The following is an 18782-nucleotide window of genomic DNA, read 5'->3' as shown; positions in this document are numbered from 1 at the left end:
ATCAAAATTATTTTTGCATAAAATGTAAAACACGCTTCCTTTTTTTTACTTTTGCCGAGAAATTCATATTTTTTTGAACCGATAAACAAAGCTATTTAAGACAACCCAATTCTAATTAAGGTTCATGAACCATAGCAAAAAAGTAATCCTATTTATTTTATTGGTCACAAGCATTCAGCTGATTTTATCTGTTTTTTCAAAAGAGATTGGTGCCTATTATCCTTATTTTAAAAATGTGAATTTAATCTCGGATATTATAGTAAAAGAGAAAACTAAAAAAGGCACAATTAAAACAAAGCCGCATTCTAAAACTGCAATAATAGAAGGATTTGTAATCAATGAATTGGATGCCTATCAAAAGAAAAATACACTCATTCGCTTTAACGCAGATACGTTAGCTCCAGCTTTACCTAAAATTAGCCAAAAACTTATGCAACTTGCAGAAGGTAAAAAAGTTAAAATTAGAATTGCATGGTTTGGCGACAGCCAAATAGAAGGCGATTTTATCACTCAAGATGTTCGAGAGCAACTTCAAAATTATTTTGGTCAACAAAAAGGCGTTGGTTATGTGCCTATATCTTGCGTTTCATCCGATTTTAGAAGAACCGCCAAAGTTTTTACTAGTGGAGATTTTAAAGTTGATAATTTTAAAAAACAAGAACATGGAGCTGGATTGTTTCTGTCCGGGTATTCTTTTTACAGCTCCAATTTGGAAGTTGATTTTAGAGACAATGTGAAGAAAAATAGCGCTCAAGCAACTGAAAAATGGCTGCTCTACGGAAAAGGAGATTCCATTGCTTTAAAAATTAATGATTTTGTAAGAAAAATTCCTGCCAACTCCGAATTCAATCGAGTTTTAGTTGAAACCGGAACCTCAAATAAAGCAAAATTTACTGTATATGCAAAGAACACACCTATTTACGGAGTAAGTTCTGAGCCACAAACGGGGATAGTTTTGGACAATTACTCTTTCCGTGGAATTACAGGAGTTGAACTTAAAAAAATAAACAGTGGTTTATTGGCAAAATTAGATAAGTCGGGATATTATGATTTAATTGTTTTTCAATATGGAGTGAATTTAATGTTCCAACCTAATGACACCAATTACGATTATTACTATCGAGGGATGCGCCCTGTTATTAAGAAGTTTCAAAACAATATGCCAAATACGGAGTTTTTATTGTTTAGCTGTTCCGATAGAGCTTTTAATTATGACGGACAATGGAAAACCGCCATCGGAATTGATTCTTTAATTCAAACTCAGGCTCGTTTATCTTATGATACCAACATTCCGTTTTATAATTTCTATAAATCAATTGGTGGCAACGGAACTATTGTAAAATGGGCTGACAGCATTGTTCAATTGGCAAATAAAGATTATATTCATTTTAACTTTAGGGGAGCAAAAGCAGTAAGTAAAACCATTTTCAAGGCACTTATAGGTGATTATCAAAAAGCAGTAGCTTATAAAAAATCTAAGCTGCCGGTTTCTCAGAAAACAACAGTAAATGAAAAAGAAACTGTTAAGCTAAAACAGGATACTCCAAAAATAAAACCCCCAAAAGCTCCTATTAGTAAACCTAAAGAAATAAACGTAACAGGTCCGAAAACACCTACAATAAAAGCCGACTCTATATGATAGAAATAGATTGGAATAGCGTAAAAGATCAGCTTTTGTATGATGCTCATAATCCATTGTTATTTAACAATGGTTTCTTTGTGTATTTCTTATCGGCATTCATCTTATTTTATTACTTATTTAGAAAAAACTATAAGCACAGAGCTATAGTACTTTCTTTATTTTCTCTTTATTTTTTCTATAAAGCGAGCGGAAGTTTTGTTTCTATTGTGATTCTATCTGCGTTTTTTAATTACGGAATTTCCAATTGGATCTATAAAGTACAAAAAAAGGGAGGCAAACAATTTTTATTGTTTTTGAGTGTTATTTTCAACCTCGGATTACTGTTTTATTTTAAGTACACCAATTTTTTTATTGAAGTATGGAATAATTTTTCCGAACTAAAATTTAATGTCTTACACATCTTATTGCCAATAGGAATTTCCTTTTTTACTTTCGAAAATCTGAGTTATACCATTGATGTATACCGAGGAGAAATTGAGCCCGAAAAAGGAATTGTAAACTATATATTATTCCTTTCATTTTTTCCAAAACTAGTAATGGGTCCAATAGTTCGGGCCAAAGATTTTATACCGCAATTAAAGAAAGATTATTTTGTAAGTGACACCGATTTTTCAAAGGGATTTTATTTAATCATCACTGGATTGATTAAAAAATTAATCATCTCCGATTATATTTCGGTGAATCTCGTAAACTATGTTTTTGACGGACCTCATCTTCATAATGGACTGGAATGTTTGGTGGCTTTGTACGGATATGCTATTGTAATTTACTGCGATTTTAGTGGGTATAGTGATGTAGCAATTGGTATTTCAAAATGGATGGGGATCACAATCCCAACCAACTTTTTATCGCCTTATCAAAGTAAATCGGTGAGTGAATTTTGGCGCAGATGGCACATTTCGCTTTCGAGTTGGCTGCGTGATTATTTATATATTTCCATGGGAGGAAATCGTAAGGGTAAATTCAGAACCAATATAAATCTATTTTTAACCATGCTTATCGGAGGTTTTTGGCATGGTGCAAGCTGGAATTTTATCATTTGGGGAGCGCTTCACGGTACGGGGTTAATGATCAATAAAATGTGGACCTCCCTTTTCGGAAAAGTAAAGTTGTTGCCTTCTGGGTTGAGTAACTTTTTCTTTGCACTAATTACCTTCCATTTTGTTTGTTTTTGTTGGATTTTCTTCAAGGCAAGTAATTTGGATACTGCACTGCAATTCATCCATCAAATAATGTATCAATTCACTTTTGATGGTGCCTACGAATATGTAGAAAATTATAAATACGTAATCAGTATGATTGGAATTGGCTATGCCATTCATTTAATTCCGGATAGCATTTCAGAAAAATTTATCGAAAGACAAAAACACTTTCCAATGGTGTATTACTTGGTAGGAATGTATGTTTTTATTGTGCTGTATTCAGTATTTAAAAGCGCAAAACCGGTAATGCCGATCTATTTACAGTTTTAGTAGTTTTTACACAAAAACTCGTTCCAAACTTTTGCGAAAGCAGCCACAAACAAATTACCTTGTAGCGTATAACCTTCTCTAGAAAAGTGAACTAAATCTTGTCGTAGCAATTGTTTCTTCTTCCAAATTGAAGCACCTTCTATCCCATTTGAAATAGAATATAAATCCCAATAAACTATATTATTTGCATTACAATACTCTATAAGAGAAGCGGTAATAGTTTCTAAAGCTGGGTTTGGTTTACTTTTCTTAAAAAAAGAAACAGGAGGAGTGGTTAGAATGATACAGGCATCCGGTGAGGCCATACGCAATTTAGAAACCATAATTTTCACATCATTTATAAAACTTTCTGAAGTTAGATTTAGGTCTTGAGCCTCATTAGTTCCTAGTGAAACAATAAAACAATCGGCTTTTAATTTCTTTAAATGTTTCCAAAATTGAGAAGTTTTATTAAAATCCGAATATTTAGCTCCATTGGCACCAATGCTGTGATAAATAATTCCGCAAGCATCTCTTTTTTCTAAAGAAGCGCCAAAAAAATGAATGGTGTCGTTGGTAGGAAACGCAAGTCGGAAACCCGAAGTGAGTGCCTTTAAATTTAATATGGTATGATCTGGAGCCGAAGCAAAGCAGCCATTTTCGGCATCACAATCGTTGTATTCCAAATACAATTCGGATACAGGACCTCCTAAAAACAATTGTACTTTATCAAACGAATCTTTGACACCATTAAGAGGGCGTAATTCAAAGTTAAATTCTGGATCTGGACATTGAGATTGCATTCCAAAAGCCGAAACGCCACACGTAATTGTAGTGTCGGGGCGAGCCAATCTACTGCTTTTCCATTCGCTGTTACTACTTGAAAAAATATCATAAGGCGCATTTGATTTTCCAACTTGATACGGAAAAACCATTCCGCGGCCGGCATTACCAAAATAATTTTGCAATTCATTCCGAATTACCGAAGTAGCTACATCCCCTTGGATATGAGAATCCCCAATATGAACAAACACCGCGTTTTCCTTGCTGTAATGTTTAATCTTATACAATTTAGCTAAAAGCGGAAATAAAGAGTTGTTGTTCTCGAGGGTGTTTTTTGAAAGGTTAACAGCGGTATTTAAGGTAGTGTCAATTTTTTTTGGATTCCAATCTTCTATTTTTTGTGCACGTAAAGGCACTGCACTAAACAGCACAAATAAGAATGCAAAAAAATAGTTATTAGACATAAAAAAGGGATAAAAAACAAAAAGCCATTCCCTAAAGAACGGCTTTTATACAAATCTATTTTAATATTATCTTTTAGATAATTTAGATAATAATCTTAAGAATTCAACATAAAGCCAAACCAAAGTAATCATTAATCCCATGGCACCATACCACTCCATATATTTTGGAGCTCTTTGAGCGGCACCTTCTTCGATTTGATCGAAATCTAAAAATAAATTCAAAGCAGCAATTACAATTACAAAAAGGCTAATTCCAATGCTCGCCATAGAATTTCCATGGTGAATAGGCTGAAAACTAATAAAAAAGGTCAATACCCAAGAGAAGAAATAATAGATTGCAATAGCAGCAGTAGCAGCGATTACAATAGATCTGAATCTTTCGGTTACTTGAACAATTTTAAATTTATACAATCCAAGACAAACTAAAAACGTTACAAAAGTGCACGATACTGCTTGAATTACTATACCTGGGTAAACTTGGTCTAAAATCGCAGAAATCCCACCAATAAATAACCCTTCACAAACTGCATAAGCAGGAGATAAATAAGATGAAAGATGCGGTTTAAATGATGTTATTAATACTAAAATAAAACCTACTATAGCACCTCCAATGGTAAAAATCATAGGGTTTTGAGCATTAGAAACCATGTTCCAAGTACCAAAAGCACCCAGTACTAACAATAATAAAAGAATAAAACTTTTGTTGATTGTGCCTGCAACTGTCATGGTTTGATCCATGTCCATAATTACTGCATCATGAACTTTGTTACTACTAAAAGTATCAGATTTAAAAAATGGATTTTTTGAATTCATAACATTTAAAATTTTTTGTTTTTCAAATATACTTCTTCTTTTGAAATGAAAAAAGAAATGCCAAATTATTTAACCTAATTTAAACAAATACAAATTGCTGTTTTTTGGCCTACTTTGTATAAGTTTGTATCCATTATGAGCAGAACACTAGTTATCGGAGATATTCATGGCGGCTTGCGTGCCTTACTTCAAATAATGGATCGCGCGCAAGTAACTCAAAAAGATACTTTAATTTTTTTAGGTGATTATGTAGATGGTTGGAGTGAATCTCCTCAGGTAATTGATTATTTAATTGAACTTGGGAAGCGTCAAAAATGTATTTTTATTAAAGGCAACCATGATGAGTTGGTACTGGATTGGCTCTCTGAAAATTTTGAAAATTTTAATGAATCCATGTGGTATAATCATGGTGGGGAGGCTACAGTGAAAGCCTATGCTTCAGTATCAGAAAACACGAAAACGATTCATAAGGCATTTTTTTCTTCATTAGAAAATTATTATCTCGACTCCCAAAACCGCTTGTTTATTCATGCAGGATTTACCAATATGAATGGGATTGCTTTTGAATATTTCCCGAAATTATTTTATTGGGATCGAACACTATGGGAAACTGCGTTAGCGTTAGATAAAAACCTAGATAAAGAGTCCTTACTTTACCCAAGAAGATTATTACTCTACAAAGAGATATTTATTGGGCATACCCCTGTCACGAAAATAAATCAAACGATTCCAGTAAATAAAGCTTGTATTTGGAATGTAGATACCGGAGCGGCATTTAAAGGTCCGTTAACAATTATGGATGTAGATACAAAGGAATATTGGCAAAGTGATTTGCTGCCTGAATTGTATCCGCTAGAAAAGGGAAGAAATTAAAATGCACTTTGCAATTGAATTTCTATCTTTGTATTCTAAACAAATCGCTTTATGAAAAAAACACTTATTGTTCTGTTTCTGGCTATTTCTGGCTTTGTAAGTGCACAGGCTTACAAAGGAAAAGGAGATATTAAATTTCAAGTAGGAGCGAATATTCAAAAATGGGGTTCTGGAATTTCGGTTGCTAACGATTTTGGAATTGGTGAAAACATGTCGTATGGTTTTGTTACTTCCTATTTGTTAAATACAAGCGAAGATTTTGGGACACCAAAATTTGAAGATCGATTTGATGTAAAAGCACGATTTAATGCCAATATTGGCAACGTATTTAAATTAAAAAATAATATTGATATCTATCCAGGATTGGATCTGGGATTGCGCAACTTTGGAGCACATCTTGGAGCGCGTTATTTCTTTACCAATGGATTTGGGGTATATTCTGAGATCGGATTTCCAATAGCAAAATATAAAACGAGCCCAATTTTATATGAAAATTTAAACAACCAATTCGTATTTAATATAGGCGCTTCCTTTAATTTATAATTTAATAAAAATAAAATGAGTATTGTAACAGAAAAAAGATTGAAGGATCGTAGCGGTTCTATATGCGAATTGTGTGGTACCGATGAAAATTTAGTTGTTTATCACATTCCGCCTAACTCAAAGGCGACTCCCGAAGATAGTATATTAGCATGTAAAACCTGTGTAGGTCAAATAGAAAATCCCGAAACAACCGATGAAAACCACTGGCGTTGTTTGAGTGATAGTATGTGGAATGAACACCTTCCGGTGCAAATTGTTTCTTGGAGAATGTTGGCTCGATTAAAGCAACAAGATTCATTAGACATGATGTATTTAGACGAAGATGCCTTAGAATGGGCGGCTGCAACAGGTGAAAATGATGACGATGAGGGGAAAATTGTACACAAAGATTCAAACGGGAATATCCTTCAAGACGGAGATTCTATAGTGTTAATTAAAGATTTAGATGTAAAAGGAGCTACTTTCACAGCCAAGCGTGGTGCTGCAGTGCACAACATCAAATTAGTTTGGGACGATGCTACACTTATTGAAGGCCGTGTTGAAGGACAACATATTTATATCTTAACTCAATACGTTAAGAAAACCAAGTAAGTTATCCCTTGCCATAAAAATAAAAAAAGCGTCCTATTCTGGACGCTTTTTTTATTTCTTTTCATTATGTAAGACTACAAATCAAACTTAATTCCTTGTGCCAAAGGTAAACTTGTAGTGTAATTGATTGTGTTAGTTTGTCTTCTCATGTACACTTTCCATGCATCTGAACCCGACTCGCGACCACCACCTGTTTCTTTTTCTCCTCCAAAAGCACCACCAATTTCTGCGCCTGAAGTTCCGATGTTTACATTTGCAATTCCGCAATCAGAACCTGCAACGGATAAAAAGGCTTCTGCTTCACGCAAATTATTGGTCATAATTGCAGAAGACAATCCTTGTGCTACTCCGTTTTGAATTGCAATGGCATCGTGCACATCACCTGAATATTTTAATAAATACAATACCGGTGCAAAAGTTTCGTGTTGCACAATTTCAAATTCATTTTTAGCTTCAGCAATAGCAGGTTTTACATAACATCCACTTTCGTAACCTTCCCCTGAAAGCACTCCGCCTTCAACTAATATTTTTCCGCCTTCAGCAACTACTTTTTCTAATGCATGTTGGTACAATTGAACTGCTTGCGTATCAATAAGTGGTCCAACATGGTTGTTTTGGTCTAATGGATTCCCAATTCGTAATTGCCCGTAAGCGCCAACAATTGCGTCTCTTACTTTATCGTAAATACTTTCGTGAATAATTAAACGTCTTGTTGAAGTACAACGTTGTCCTGCTGTTCCTACGGCTCCAAATACAGCACCGATAACGGTCATTTTAATATCGGCGTCTGGAGTTACAATAATGGCATTGTTCCCGCCTAATTCTAATAATGAATTTCCTAATCTTGCGGCGCATGCCTGCGCTACAATTTTACCCATTCTAGTAGATCCTGTTGCAGAAACTAAAGGAACACGTTTATCGTGCGTCATTAATTCTCCTACAGTATAATCGCCATTAATTAAACATGAAATTCCTTCAGGAAGGTTGTTCTCTTTTAATACCTCAGCGATGATATTTTGACAAGCGATTCCGCAAAGAGGTGTTTTTTCAGATGGTTTCCAAACGCATACATCACCACAAATCCATGCTAATGCTGTATTCCAAGACCAAACCGCAACTGGAAAGTTGAAAGCAGAAATAATTCCTACAATTCCCAATGGATGGTATTGTTCGTACATGCGGTGCCCTGGACGCTCTGAGTGCATGGTTAAACCGTGTAATTGACGTGATAACCCTACAGCAAAATCACAGATATCTATCATTTCTTGAACTTCACCATACCCTTCTTGAAGGGATTTCCCCATTTCGTAAGAAACCAATTTGCCTAGAGGTTCTTTGTATTTTCTTAGTTTTTCTCCAAATTGGCGCACAATTTCTCCTCTTTTTGGAGCAGGCATTAATCGGAATGTTTTGAATGCTTCGGAAGCAGTTTGCATTACTTTTTCATAATCTTCGGGAGTGGTTGTTTTTACTTTTGCAATTAATTGTCCGTCTACTGGCGAGTAGCTTTCAATAATTGATCCGTTAGAAAAATGATTGTTTCCAGTTGAAGTACCTTCGTTTACGGCTTTTACGCCTAAAATTTCAAGTGCTTCCACCATTCCGAATTGTTGTGCAATTGTTGCCATTGTATGTTATTTTGTTTGGTTCTTTTATAATTTATACAAAAATAGTAGTTTATTTTGAATTATTGATAATTAGCCCAGATGGAAATGGAAAGCCCGGAACAAAAAAATAATCTATTTCTTGTGTAATCATAGCGACCAACGGAAGCTCATTATTACGCATTAGAAATACTATTTTTTTGTGAGGACTTGAAATGGAGAGCTGGAAAGGCTACTGGCCTTCGACAAGCTCAGGCTGACCAAATTATTGAATTAAGATTTGTTTTCTTTTGTTGCAAACTTTGGGTTGGTTTCCATAATGGTACCACAATTTGTGCAGGTTCGCTTTTCTTGAGAATTATAAAATTCTGTAAAATGAGGCAGAAAATCATTTTCAATATCGTGCAACTCAAAGTAAGCTTCATGTAATTTGGTATTGCAATTTTCACAAAACCATAATAACCCATCAGTGAAACCTTTTCCGGCACGTTTTCTTTCAATTACTAAGCCAATGGAATTTTCGGTTCGGCTAGGAGAATGAGGGGTTTTGGCAGGAAGTAGAAACATATCCCCTGCAGAAAGGTGCATGCCTTTTTTTTGTCCTTCTTCTTGAATATAAACTGTAATGTCGCCTTCAAGTTGGTAAAACAATTCTTCGGTTTCGTTGTAATGATAATCATTTCGTGCATTGGGACCTGCAACAACCATAACAATGTAATCGCCCGAATCTACATATAGATTTTTATTTCCTACAGGAGGAACCAATAGGTGTCGGTTTTGCTCAATCCACTGCGAAAGATTAAATGGTTTTAACGTTGCCATGTCTTTTTTTTACGAAAATACTAAAAATAAAAAAGGTTAGCTCGGCTAACCTTTAAAATTTAATTGATTTGTTTTATTAAGTAAATATAAACCGGAAAGTGATCGCTAAAACCGACTTCGTTTATTGAATGTCGTAGGGGATAGCCTTTATATTGTCCTACCGTTTGAATCATATAGGGCATGTTATAAATTCCGGCTTTCCAATATCTAAAAGAATTGTAATCAGGTAACGTAAATTGTTGTGAAATCATGATTTGATCGAAGATGTCTCCGGCATCTCTATAAAATAAGGAGGCGTTTCCGTCTTTGGCCATTTGCTCAAACGGATTGTAAATATCTCCTGATTCTTTCAATTCGGTTTTCTTAAGTTTGGCGCCCAAGGCTACTTTAACACTTCTATTATAGGACCCGTCATTTAAATCGCCCATCGTAATGACTTTAGCATTAGGGTTTATTTTCACTAAGGAATCAATTATTTTTCTGTTTAAAGCTCCGGCTGCTTCTCTAAAAGGAGAGCTTTTCTTTTCTCCTCCAGAACGAGAAGGCCAGTGGTTTACAATAACATTGATTTCTTCACCATCTAAAAACCCAGTAACCAATAATTGATCTCGGGTATACACTCTTTCGGAATTTAATTCAACTTCCGATTTATCATCGGATGCATCATCGGCTTCGTTTTTCTTTTTTGCTGAAGCATCCATTTGTTTTTTGTAAATTATTAATGGAATATTGATAGCGCTGGTAACTTTGAAATGTTTCTTTTGATACAATAAAGCTACATCTATTCCTCTTTTATCTGGCGAATCAAAATGTACAATTCCATAATCGGAGCTTGCTAATTTTGGCTGTTTTACTAAATCTTCTAATACGCCACGATTTTCAATTTCGGCACCTCCAATAAGGGTTGGAGAATTTGGATTTTTTTTATCTTGAATGGATCCGGTTCCTATTTCAGAAAGAACTCGGGCTAAATTTTCAAGCTTTTGATTGTATTTTTTGGAGGTCCAATTTTGCGCTCCATCTGGCAACCATTCTTCATCTATATTCGAATCATTAATGGTGTCAAATAAATTTTCAAAATTGTAAAATGCTACGGTGTGTAAAATATAGCTTTTTGCTTGAGCGTTTACTCTTTGTATTGCTATCAAAGCAAGCAGGAGTACAAAAAAGGTTTTTAATTTCATAAATTGAATATTAAATTATGGTGAAGTTTTTACAAACTTTGCACCAAAAGTACTATTTTTATTAAATTAATGTACATTTGTAGGCTGTTAAGTTTTTATTAAGACTTCAGTTAAAAGAAAATTAATTTAAATCAATTTATGAAAAAACTTGTCATTAGTTTGTTATTTGTGATGCAAGTGTGTTTTGTATTTGCCCAATCTGTTACAAATATTACAGGAAAAGTGGTGGATTCAAAAACACAAAAACCATTACAAGATGTTGTTGTATCTGTTCAAAATAGTAATTTAACAGAAATCACCGATGCTTCAGGAAAATTTGTTCTTAAAAATGTTTCTGAAGAAAGTCACCTAGTTTATGTAAAAAGCGCCGGATATAAAGACCAATTGCTTACAATAAATGTTGTAAAAGGGCAAAATTTAGATTTGGGTGTAGTTGTATTAGAGGAGGATATTACTCAAGAGCTTCAAATTAATTTAATTTCTATTAATGATAATGATCTAAGCGATGATAACAGTGGGTCTGAAAGTACTTCTAGTTTGCTTCAAGCTTCTAGAGATGCATTTAACCAAGCGGTTGCATTTAACTGGGGTGCTGCACACTACAGACTTCGTGGATTAGATAGTGAATATGGCACCACTTTAATTAATGGTGTAATCATGAATAAAGCTTTTGACGGAAGACCACAATATAGCAATTGGGGAGGGTTAAATGACGCCACTAGAAATCAAGAATTTACTACAGGTCTTATGCCTTCCGACTATGCATTTGGTGGAATTGTAGGAACTAATGAAATTAATACCCGAGCTTCTTTATACCGTCCAGGAAATAGAATATCTATGGCTGGTACCAATACCAATTATAATGGAAGAATTATGGGTACTACTTCTTCTGGGATGAGAAAAAACGGATGGGCTTATACAATTTCTGCTTCAAGAAGATTTGGTGATGATGGTTATTTTGAAGGAACTACCATGTCGGCAAATTCGTTTTTGGCTAGTGTTGAAAAAAGAATCAGCTCAAACCATTCTATCAACTTTACTACCATTTATGATAAAGATACAAAAGGGAAGACTTCGCCAAATACTCAAGAAGTTATTGACTTAAAAGGATCTCAGTATAATTCATATTGGGGTTATATGGATGGTAAAAGAAGAAACTCTAGAATGAAAACCGTTGAAGAGCCGATTTTTATTTTAAGTGATTATTGGAAAGTTAGTCCTAAAACAAATATCAACACCAATGTTTCCTATCAATTTGGAAAAGTTGGAAATAGTAGATTAACTTATCAAGGTGTAACTAATCCAGATCCAACTTATTATCACAACATGCCAAGTTATGAAATCTCTTATTATGATTCTGCTGGAAACTGGAGTCCAGATTTTGCACAAGCAGAAGCTAATAAAGTAGCATTATTAGCAGACGGTCAATTGAATTGGCAACAAATGATTAATGCAAATGAACCAAACGGAAAAAGTGTTTACACCTTATATGAAGATCGTACAGACGATAAAACATTCACTGCAAATACAATCATTAATTCACAATTATCTGAAAATATCGTATTTAACGGTGGAATTACTTTTAGAAACTTAAAATCGCATAATTTCCAAAACATGTTGGATTTATTAGGAGGAAGTTATTACTTAGATAAATCCTTATATGGTGTTGGTGCAGATCAACAACAACAGGACTTGAATAATCCTAATCGTCAAATTCATGTTGGAGATACTTTTGGATACAATTACAATTTGTTTTCGAATAATATTGATGCATTTACCCAATTCAAGTTTGTTTACAAAAAATTTGACTTTTTCATGACTCAATCGTTCTCTCGTTCTGAATATCAAAGAGAAGGATTATATAAAAACGGATATTATCCTACGAACTCTTATGGAAAAAGTGACAAATATTCATTTGATAATTTTGGGTTTAAAGGTGGTATAACTTATAAGATAACTGGAAGACAATTTTTATCTGTTAATGGAGCCTATATGACTAAAACTCCTGGACTTAAAAATGTTTTCAATAATGCCCGTCTAAATAACAATACGGTAGATGGAATTCAAAGCGAATTGGTATCTAGTGCAGATATTAGCTACATTATTAATTCACCTAAATTAAAAACTAGGTTTACTGCTTATTTTTCACAAATACAAAACCAAACTGAAACTAGTTTTTTCTTTGCTGATGCTATTGGTTCAGGAAGTACTTCAGGTTTATTTGTAGCTGAAACTTTAACTGGTATAGACAAAAGAAATGTTGGATTAGAATTTGGAGCAGAATACCCTATTACTTCTACATTAAAAGCAACTTTTTGTGCTGCTTATGGAGAATATATTTACACCAGCAACCCAGATGTAGCGGTGAGTGTTGATGCAAATGCATCTGCAACCAACCCTAAACCAATTTTGGATTATGGAAATGCAAAAATTAGAAATTACAGACAATCTGGAACGCCACAACAAGCGGCTTCAATTGGCTTAGAATATAGAGATCCTAAATTTTGGTGGGTAGGTGCAAATGCAAATTACCTAGGAGGAAACTACGTAGATATTGCGCCAATTACTAGAACCGAGCACTTTTATGATGATGAAGTTTTTTCTCCTGGGGTACCTTATTCGGGAGCAAACACAGTAAGAGGGGAAGAATTATTAAAACAAGAAAAACTTAATGATTTTGTTTTAGTTAATTTAATTGGTGGTAAATCATGGAAAATTAAACAATCTACAATTGGTTTTACTGCAAATATTAATAACCTTTTTGATGTTAAATATAAATCTGGTGGTTATGAACAAGCTAGAAATGGTAACTTTAAACAATTAGATCAAGACTATACTCCACATGTTAACCCAAATAACCCAAGCGCAGGTGCAGTAGCAACTCCGGTATTTGGATCTAAATACTTTTATGGATACGGAAGAACTTTCTTGATCAACTTATATATTAATTTTTAATTATTAAAATATGAAAACATTACAGTTTAAGAAACTAATTTTTATAGCGGTAATTGCCGTTGTATTTTCTAGTTGTACGAGTAGTAGTGATATTGAATATCCTACGTTAAAGCAAGTATATTTTGCCGAAAATTTCGATAATGCTGGAGGAACTGCTTTGCCAAGTGGATGGAATTCCTATGCTGAAATTGGTTCAAAATTATGGTCAGGTGGTGTATATGCAGGAGATGGATATGCAACATTTACTGCATATGGCAGTGGAGATGCGGCAAATATTAGTTGGTTAATTTCTCCCGCTATTGATTTAGACCAACACGAAGGTGAGAGTTTGTCATTTCAAACCTGTCATGATAAATATGTAACTTCAACAAGTAATAGTCTTGAAGTTTATATTTCAAAAGATTATAATGGCAATTTCGGTGCTTCACATTGGACTAAAGTTAGCTATACTTCTACTTTACCTTATCCATTAACATCTTCTTATGCTTATGTGAATTCTGGAAAAATTGATTTATCTTATCTTACTGGAAACATACATTTTGCTTTTAAATATACTGGTATAAACCCATCAACAGGTGCATATCAAGTAGATAATGTAAGAATTGTTTATTAATAATTAATAATATAAAAATGAAAAAGAATCTATTAAATATTGTAGCTGTTGTTGCCTTATTATTTATTGCAGGAAGTTGTTCAATTGCAGATAAAGAAGATTGGGGCGCTACGGCCAACATAAAAACCTACGAATTAACACCAACTATTCAAGTAGCAGCAGTACCTGTAACAACTACAGCTACAGTATATACTGCAGACGACATCATTGAGGCGTATGTTACTTCAAGTGATAAAGATGGTAATTTCTACAAATCTATTTCTTTTCAAAGTGTTCCATCAGGTGGAGCCACTGCTCCTATTGGATTTAGTGTTTCTGTAAATAAACCAATGTTATTTGCAGACGGATTTACTCCAGGAAGAAAAGTATATATCAAATTAAAAGGATTAGCAATTGCAAAAGTATTTGGATCTATGCAAATAGGAATTGCGGATGCAACAACTAATTCGGGAATTGCTGGAATTGAAGGAACAGATTATTTAAATTATCTTTTCCCATCAAATACTGTTTTAGACGAAAGTGCTTTATTAAGACATATGTCTTTAGCTAATGCTATTTTAGATGTAAATCAAAACACCTTAATTGAAATTGATAATGTTCAATTTTCATCAAGTTCATTAGGGAGAACGCTTTATGATATTAACTCTGGAGGGTATGCTACCAACCATACATTTGTAGATTCTCAAAATGGTGGCGCTCCTAAAATCATTAGAGTTAGTCAGTATGCAACTTTTTCAACAGAAAGTGTTCCTTCGGGAGCTGGAAGTATTCGTGGAGTAATGACTAAATACAATTCCGATTATCAATTTATGATTAGAAAATCTGCTGATTTACATCTTTCAAGTCCGCGTCAATTTATTGAAGATTTCACAACAGGAATTGGAGCATGGACAAGTGTTAGTGTAGTTGGAAATGAAATTTGGACAGGAAGTTCGTATGGTAATCCTTCGTTTTGTGCAACTATTTCGGGATACGCGGGTGGAAATAAAAACAATGAAGATTGGTTAATTTCTCCAAGCATTGATTTCACAAATAAAACAATTGGAAAATTAATTTTCGATAGCGCTACTAAATATAATGGTAATAGTCTTCAAGTGTATATTTCTACAAATTATACAGGCGGGGCTCCTTCTGCAGCTACATGGACCTTAGTTTCAGCTACTATGGCACCTGTAAATAGTAATTTTGCTTGGACAAATTCTGGAGCAATTAATATTTCTAGTACTGCTGCTAATCAAAGTAACGTAAGAATAGCATTTAAATATACTTCAACCACTTCTGCTGCGGCAACATGGGAGGTGGATAATGTATTAATTACTGCTAATTAATTTAGCTTTATTCTATAAAGAAAGCCGCTGTACAGCGGCTTTCTTTGTTTATGTATGTATTGACATGAAAATATAAAAGTGTATTGTGGACATAGCTTATTATTCAATTGAAATTGAAAACGTCTCGATTAATTAAATGATAATTGATTATTGATGCCGTGAATAAGCCTAATTAAGTCTAAAATAAGACACGATTAGCGGGTTTAAATATATTTAGTTTATTGATGTAATTTTACCTCACTAATGGCTTAAAAATAAAATGCCCTGATTTTCATCAGGGCATTTTTATAATTAGGAACTCTTTGATTATTTAACAATCAGGAATTCTGAACGTCTGTTCTTAGCATATTCTTCTTCCGTACATGGGTTACAAGGAACAACTGGTTCGCTTTCACCAAATCCTTTACCGCTAATACGCTCTGCAGGTATTCCTTTAGAAATTACATATTGAACAGTTGCTTGTGCTCTTCTGTCTGATAATGAAAGGTTATACGTATCGCTTCCTCTACTATCAGTGTGTGATTTAGCAAATATTACCAACTTATCGTTGTTTTTCATTACCTGAACTAATTTATCTAATTCAAAAGCACCTTGTTGTGTGATGTTACTCTTATCAAATTCAAAATAAATTGGTTTCAATACAATTTCTGTTGGTGTAATAATCACATCAATTGGTTGCAATGGCGCTGGTAATTTAGCAGTTGGTCCTTTGCTTTTCTCTACAGCAAAAACATTTCCTTCAAATCCATCTTTCGATGCCTGAATTGAATACGGAGTGTTACACTCTATTTTAAAGTTTACTTCTCCTTTATTGTTTGAATATTCAGTAGCAATTACATTATTTTTAGAATCTAAAATTGCAACTTTAGCATTGTCCAATATTTCTCCTGTCTTAGCATTTGTAACAATAACTAATAAATCAACGGAACAAAGTGGAGTTGCTAAGAATAAATCGTCTGTACCGTTTCTATTACTAGAAAGGAATCCAATGTTTTTTGCTTTATTAAAAGTAAAGTCGAAATCGTCTTTTTCGGTATTTAGTGGTTTTTCCATATTAACCGCCTCAGTTCCTTTAGCTAAGTCAATTTGAAAAATATCTAATCCTCCGTATCCCGGTTTACCACTAGATGCAAAATATAGTGTAGTATTATCGTCTGCAATAAAAGGGAAACTTTCATTTCCTTCAGTATTCACTTTTGGACCTAAATTTTCAGGTTTACCAAATTCGCTACCATTAATAGAAACTTTCCAGATATCAACACCGCCAATACTTCCAGGCATATTTGAAGAAAAATAAAGTGTTTTACCATCTCTACTCAAACTTGGGTTACTTAATGAATAGTCTTTACTGTTAAAAGGTAATGGCTTAATATTAGACCATGTTTCACCCGATTTAGTAGCAACATATAAATTATTTCTACCTAATTTTAAGTGGTTTGATTTGTCTTTTTCATATAACCCTTCTCTGAAGCTATCACTTGAAAAATACATAGTGTTTCCGTCAGCACTAATTGTAACAGGACCATCATGTCTTTTATGATTAACTGATTCTAATGGAACTGGCTCTGAAAAAGTTCCTGAATCGGCCATAATTGATGTGTAAATATCTAAAAACGGCTCACCACTCCAACCATAATTTTTTCTAGAACCATTTCTAGCACTTGTAAAATAAAGTGTTTTATCATATAAAACCGCTCCAAAATCAGATTTATCTGAACTAATTGCTACAGGTGTTACGGCGTATGTAACTCCTTGTACAAGTTTTGGAACATAATTTGGATTTTCTTTGAACGATTTAGCTCTTAAATCATTTGGAGCTAAAGCTGCAAATTTGCTCATTTGCTTGTTTGACTCTTCATATTTTCCATTTGATTTTAACATTTGGGCATAACGATAATACGTTTCTGCATCCTGCTTTGAAGTAGTAGCTTTTGCATACCATTTTATTGCCTCTGTTGTATTAAACATATTGTAATAAGCATCAGCTATTTGTTTAAATACATATCCATCAGAACTACCTCCATCAACCAGTTTTTGATATTCTTTAATTGCTTTAACATATTCATAACGTTGAAATAATTTATCAGCAATTTTGGTGTCTTGATTTTGAGCAATAATAGAAGTGCTTATTGCTAAAAAACTTAATACTATATATAGATTTTTCATTTTTATACTTGGTTTATGTTAGAAATATCTTGGAGATTGGGATACTTTTTTCGGGAAATTCAAATTAAATAAAATCATGATCTCGTGAGAAGAAGGTGTAGTTACCTTTAAATCTGAAACAATGTGATCGTAGGCGTATCCAATTCTTAAATTTGGATTAACCGCATAATTTACAATTGCACCAAAAGAGTCTTGTAGTCTGTAAGTTCCTCCAACTTCAATTTTATCATTGAATAAGAAGTTGGCAGATAAATCTACAGAAATAGGTGCATTCATTGCCGATTTAATCATAGTAGATGGCTTGAATTTTAAGTCTGGGTTAATATCAAACACATAACCTCCAGTAATAAAGTAGTGTAATGTTTCTGTTCCAAATCGTCTTCCATTATAATCTAAATAACTTGATTTTAACATATTTGGAAGTGAAACTGCAACATAATATTTATTGGTATAATAAAAGAATCCAGAACCAAGATTTAAAAATGATTTACTAGAATTTTGTTGGAAGGCAGGGTCATTTAAATCAGGAACGTGTCCGTCACCAATTTCCGAAAACAATCCAACTTTATGAAAGGTTCCTCCACCTTTTAAACCAAATGCCAATCTACGATCGCCACCAAGATTTAAAGTGTAAGAGAAATCTGCATAAACATTCGTTTCTTCTACAGGACCAATTTTATCATTAATGGCAGAAAGTCCTAAACCTACATTTTTACCAACAGGCGAGTTAATAAAGAAGGTTCCTGTAGTAGGAGCTCCTTCAATATCAAGCCATTGTTTTCTGTATAATATCCCTCCTGTCATGTTTTCTTTAGAACCTGCATAAGCCGGGTTCATAATACTCATGTTATACATGTATTGGGTATATTGAGGATCTTGTTGCGCATTTACATCAACAATTGTGAATAATGCTAACGCAATTAGGAAATATATTTTTTTCATTTTATGAA

15 protein-coding genes are annotated in these 18782 nt (G+C 33.7%); 8 read left to right on the top strand and 7 right to left on the bottom strand.

From position 1 onward, the window contains the following. Positions 1-124 precede the first annotated feature (124 nt). Together ACKOWY_RS01630 and ACKOWY_RS01625 are read left to right on the top strand one after the other, a co-directional pair. Positions 125-1639 carry a hypothetical protein gene (locus ACKOWY_RS01630; RefSeq protein ID WP_408939695.1) on the top strand — a complete coding sequence of 505 codons (1515 nt, stop codon included), beginning with the start codon at positions 125-127 and terminating at the stop codon, positions 1637-1639. Then, complete coding sequence (locus ACKOWY_RS01625) at positions 1636-3114, top strand: MBOAT family O-acyltransferase (protein ID WP_408939694.1); 1479 nt, start codon at positions 1636-1638, stop codon at positions 3112-3114. Before ACKOWY_RS01630 ends, ACKOWY_RS01625 begins: the two co-directional genes overlap by 4 nt. On the opposite strand, the gene ACKOWY_RS01620 is transcribed toward ACKOWY_RS01625, so the two are convergent. Then, positions 3111-4340 carry a GDSL-type esterase/lipase family protein gene (locus tag ACKOWY_RS01620; RefSeq protein WP_408939693.1) on the bottom strand — a complete coding sequence of 410 codons (1230 nt, stop codon included), beginning with the start codon at positions 4338-4340 and terminating at the stop codon, positions 3111-3113. The genes ACKOWY_RS01625 and ACKOWY_RS01620 overlap by 4 nt on opposite strands. A 66-nt stretch (positions 4341-4406) precedes the next feature. Continuing rightward, the gene (locus tag ACKOWY_RS01615; protein WP_408939692.1) at positions 4407-5153 is read right to left on the bottom strand and encodes a Bax inhibitor-1/YccA family protein; all 747 of its coding nucleotides are present in this window, start codon (positions 5151-5153) and stop codon (positions 4407-4409) included. Positions 5154-5288: 135 nt separating this feature from the next. Between ACKOWY_RS01615 and ACKOWY_RS01610 the strand changes: the two genes are divergently transcribed. The 3 genes from ACKOWY_RS01610 to ACKOWY_RS01600 are packed head-to-tail and all read left to right on the top strand — an operon-like array spanning position 5289 to position 7160. Beyond that, positions 5289-6026 carry a metallophosphoesterase family protein gene (locus ACKOWY_RS01610; RefSeq protein WP_408939691.1) on the top strand — a complete coding sequence of 246 codons (738 nt, stop codon included), beginning with the start codon at positions 5289-5291 and terminating at the stop codon, positions 6024-6026. 51 nt (positions 6027-6077) lie between these two features. Next, complete coding sequence (locus tag ACKOWY_RS01605) at positions 6078-6569, top strand: DUF6646 family protein (protein WP_408939690.1); 492 nt, start codon at positions 6078-6080, stop codon at positions 6567-6569. A gap of 15 nt (positions 6570-6584) precedes the next feature. Beyond that, complete coding sequence (locus ACKOWY_RS01600; RefSeq protein ID WP_408939689.1) at positions 6585-7160, top strand: PhnA domain-containing protein; 576 nt, start codon at positions 6585-6587, stop codon at positions 7158-7160. 74 nt (positions 7161-7234) lie between these two features. Here ACKOWY_RS01600 and ACKOWY_RS01595 read toward each other — a convergent pair whose 3' ends face one another. The 3 genes from ACKOWY_RS01595 to ACKOWY_RS01585 form a co-directional block, all read right to left on the bottom strand. After that, positions 7235-8788, bottom strand: a complete 1554-nt coding sequence (locus ACKOWY_RS01595; protein ID WP_408939688.1) for an aldehyde dehydrogenase family protein — start codon at positions 8786-8788, stop codon at positions 7235-7237. 249 nt (positions 8789-9037) lie between these two features. Further along, the gene (locus tag ACKOWY_RS01590) at positions 9038-9586 is read right to left on the bottom strand and encodes a 3-hydroxyanthranilate 3,4-dioxygenase (protein WP_408939687.1); all 549 of its coding nucleotides are present in this window, start codon (positions 9584-9586) and stop codon (positions 9038-9040) included. Between the two features lie 59 nt (positions 9587-9645). Continuing rightward, complete coding sequence (locus ACKOWY_RS01585) at positions 9646-10770, bottom strand: endonuclease/exonuclease/phosphatase family protein (RefSeq protein WP_408939686.1); 1125 nt, start codon at positions 10768-10770, stop codon at positions 9646-9648. Between the two features lie 138 nt (positions 10771-10908). Here ACKOWY_RS01585 and ACKOWY_RS01580 point away from each other — a divergent pair, with 138 nt between their 5' ends. From ACKOWY_RS01580 to ACKOWY_RS01570, 3 genes are read left to right on the top strand one after another with little or no spacing between them, the layout of a single operon-like run. Beyond that, entirely contained in the window at positions 10909-13725 is a 2817-nt protein-coding gene (locus ACKOWY_RS01580) for a carboxypeptidase-like regulatory domain-containing protein (protein WP_408939685.1), read from the top strand. Positions 13726-13735: 10 nt separating this feature from the next. Next, positions 13736-14338, top strand: a complete 603-nt coding sequence (locus ACKOWY_RS01575) for a choice-of-anchor J domain-containing protein (protein ID WP_408939684.1) — start codon at positions 13736-13738, stop codon at positions 14336-14338. A 17-nt stretch (positions 14339-14355) separates the two neighbouring features. Further along, the gene (locus ACKOWY_RS01570) at positions 14356-15666 is read left to right on the top strand and encodes a DUF5689 domain-containing protein (protein ID WP_408939683.1); all 1311 of its coding nucleotides are present in this window, start codon (positions 14356-14358) and stop codon (positions 15664-15666) included. A 306-nt stretch (positions 15667-15972) separates the two neighbouring features. On the opposite strand, the gene ACKOWY_RS01565 is transcribed toward ACKOWY_RS01570, so the two are convergent. Both ACKOWY_RS01565 and ACKOWY_RS01560 read right to left on the bottom strand, forming a co-directional pair. Then, the gene (locus ACKOWY_RS01565) at positions 15973-17832 is read right to left on the bottom strand and encodes an OmpA family protein (RefSeq protein ID WP_408939682.1); all 1860 of its coding nucleotides are present in this window, start codon (positions 17830-17832) and stop codon (positions 15973-15975) included. A gap of 18 nt (positions 17833-17850) precedes the next feature. Further along, positions 17851-18774 carry a type IX secretion system membrane protein PorP/SprF gene (locus tag ACKOWY_RS01560; protein WP_408939681.1) on the bottom strand — a complete coding sequence of 308 codons (924 nt, stop codon included), beginning with the start codon at positions 18772-18774 and terminating at the stop codon, positions 17851-17853. Positions 18775-18782 lie beyond the last annotated feature (8 nt).

Source organism: Flavobacterium sp. (assembly GCF_046073885.1).
Taxonomy (GTDB): domain Bacteria; phylum Bacteroidota; class Bacteroidia; order Flavobacteriales; family Flavobacteriaceae; genus Flavobacterium.
Note: the sequence above shows the minus strand (reverse complement) of the source record. Positions and strands in the feature narration are given on the sequence as shown.

What these genes read in the sequence shown, in the direction of transcription:
- ACKOWY_RS01630 (WP_408939695.1), top strand. Translation starts at nt 125, where the DNA reads ATGAACCATAGCAAAAAAGTAATCCTATTTATTTTATTGGTCACAAGC.
- ACKOWY_RS01625 (WP_408939694.1), top strand. Translation starts at nt 1,636, where the DNA reads ATGATAGAAATAGATTGGAATAGCGTAAAAGATCAGCTTTTGTATGAT.
- ACKOWY_RS01620 (WP_408939693.1), bottom strand. Translation starts at nt 4,340, where the DNA reads ATGTCTAATAACTATTTTTTTGCATTCTTATTTGTGCTGTTTAGTGCA.
- ACKOWY_RS01615 (WP_408939692.1), bottom strand. Translation starts at nt 5,153, where the DNA reads ATGAATTCAAAAAATCCATTTTTTAAATCTGATACTTTTAGTAGTAAC.
- ACKOWY_RS01610 (WP_408939691.1), top strand. Translation starts at nt 5,289, where the DNA reads ATGAGCAGAACACTAGTTATCGGAGATATTCATGGCGGCTTGCGTGCC.
- ACKOWY_RS01605 (WP_408939690.1), top strand. Translation starts at nt 6,078, where the DNA reads ATGAAAAAAACACTTATTGTTCTGTTTCTGGCTATTTCTGGCTTTGTA.
- ACKOWY_RS01600 (WP_408939689.1), top strand. Translation starts at nt 6,585, where the DNA reads ATGAGTATTGTAACAGAAAAAAGATTGAAGGATCGTAGCGGTTCTATA.
- ACKOWY_RS01595 (WP_408939688.1), bottom strand. Translation starts at nt 8,788, where the DNA reads ATGGCAACAATTGCACAACAATTCGGAATGGTGGAAGCACTTGAAATT.
- ACKOWY_RS01590 (WP_408939687.1), bottom strand. Translation starts at nt 9,586, where the DNA reads ATGGCAACGTTAAAACCATTTAATCTTTCGCAGTGGATTGAGCAAAAC.
- ACKOWY_RS01585 (WP_408939686.1), bottom strand. Translation starts at nt 10,770, where the DNA reads ATGAAATTAAAAACCTTTTTTGTACTCCTGCTTGCTTTGATAGCAATA.
- ACKOWY_RS01580 (WP_408939685.1), top strand. Translation starts at nt 10,909, where the DNA reads ATGAAAAAACTTGTCATTAGTTTGTTATTTGTGATGCAAGTGTGTTTT.
- ACKOWY_RS01575 (WP_408939684.1), top strand. Translation starts at nt 13,736, where the DNA reads ATGAAAACATTACAGTTTAAGAAACTAATTTTTATAGCGGTAATTGCC.
- ACKOWY_RS01570 (WP_408939683.1), top strand. Translation starts at nt 14,356, where the DNA reads ATGAAAAAGAATCTATTAAATATTGTAGCTGTTGTTGCCTTATTATTT.
- ACKOWY_RS01565 (WP_408939682.1), bottom strand. Translation starts at nt 17,832, where the DNA reads ATGAAAAATCTATATATAGTATTAAGTTTTTTAGCAATAAGCACTTCT.
- ACKOWY_RS01560 (WP_408939681.1), bottom strand. Translation starts at nt 18,774, where the DNA reads ATGAAAAAAATATATTTCCTAATTGCGTTAGCATTATTCACAATTGTT.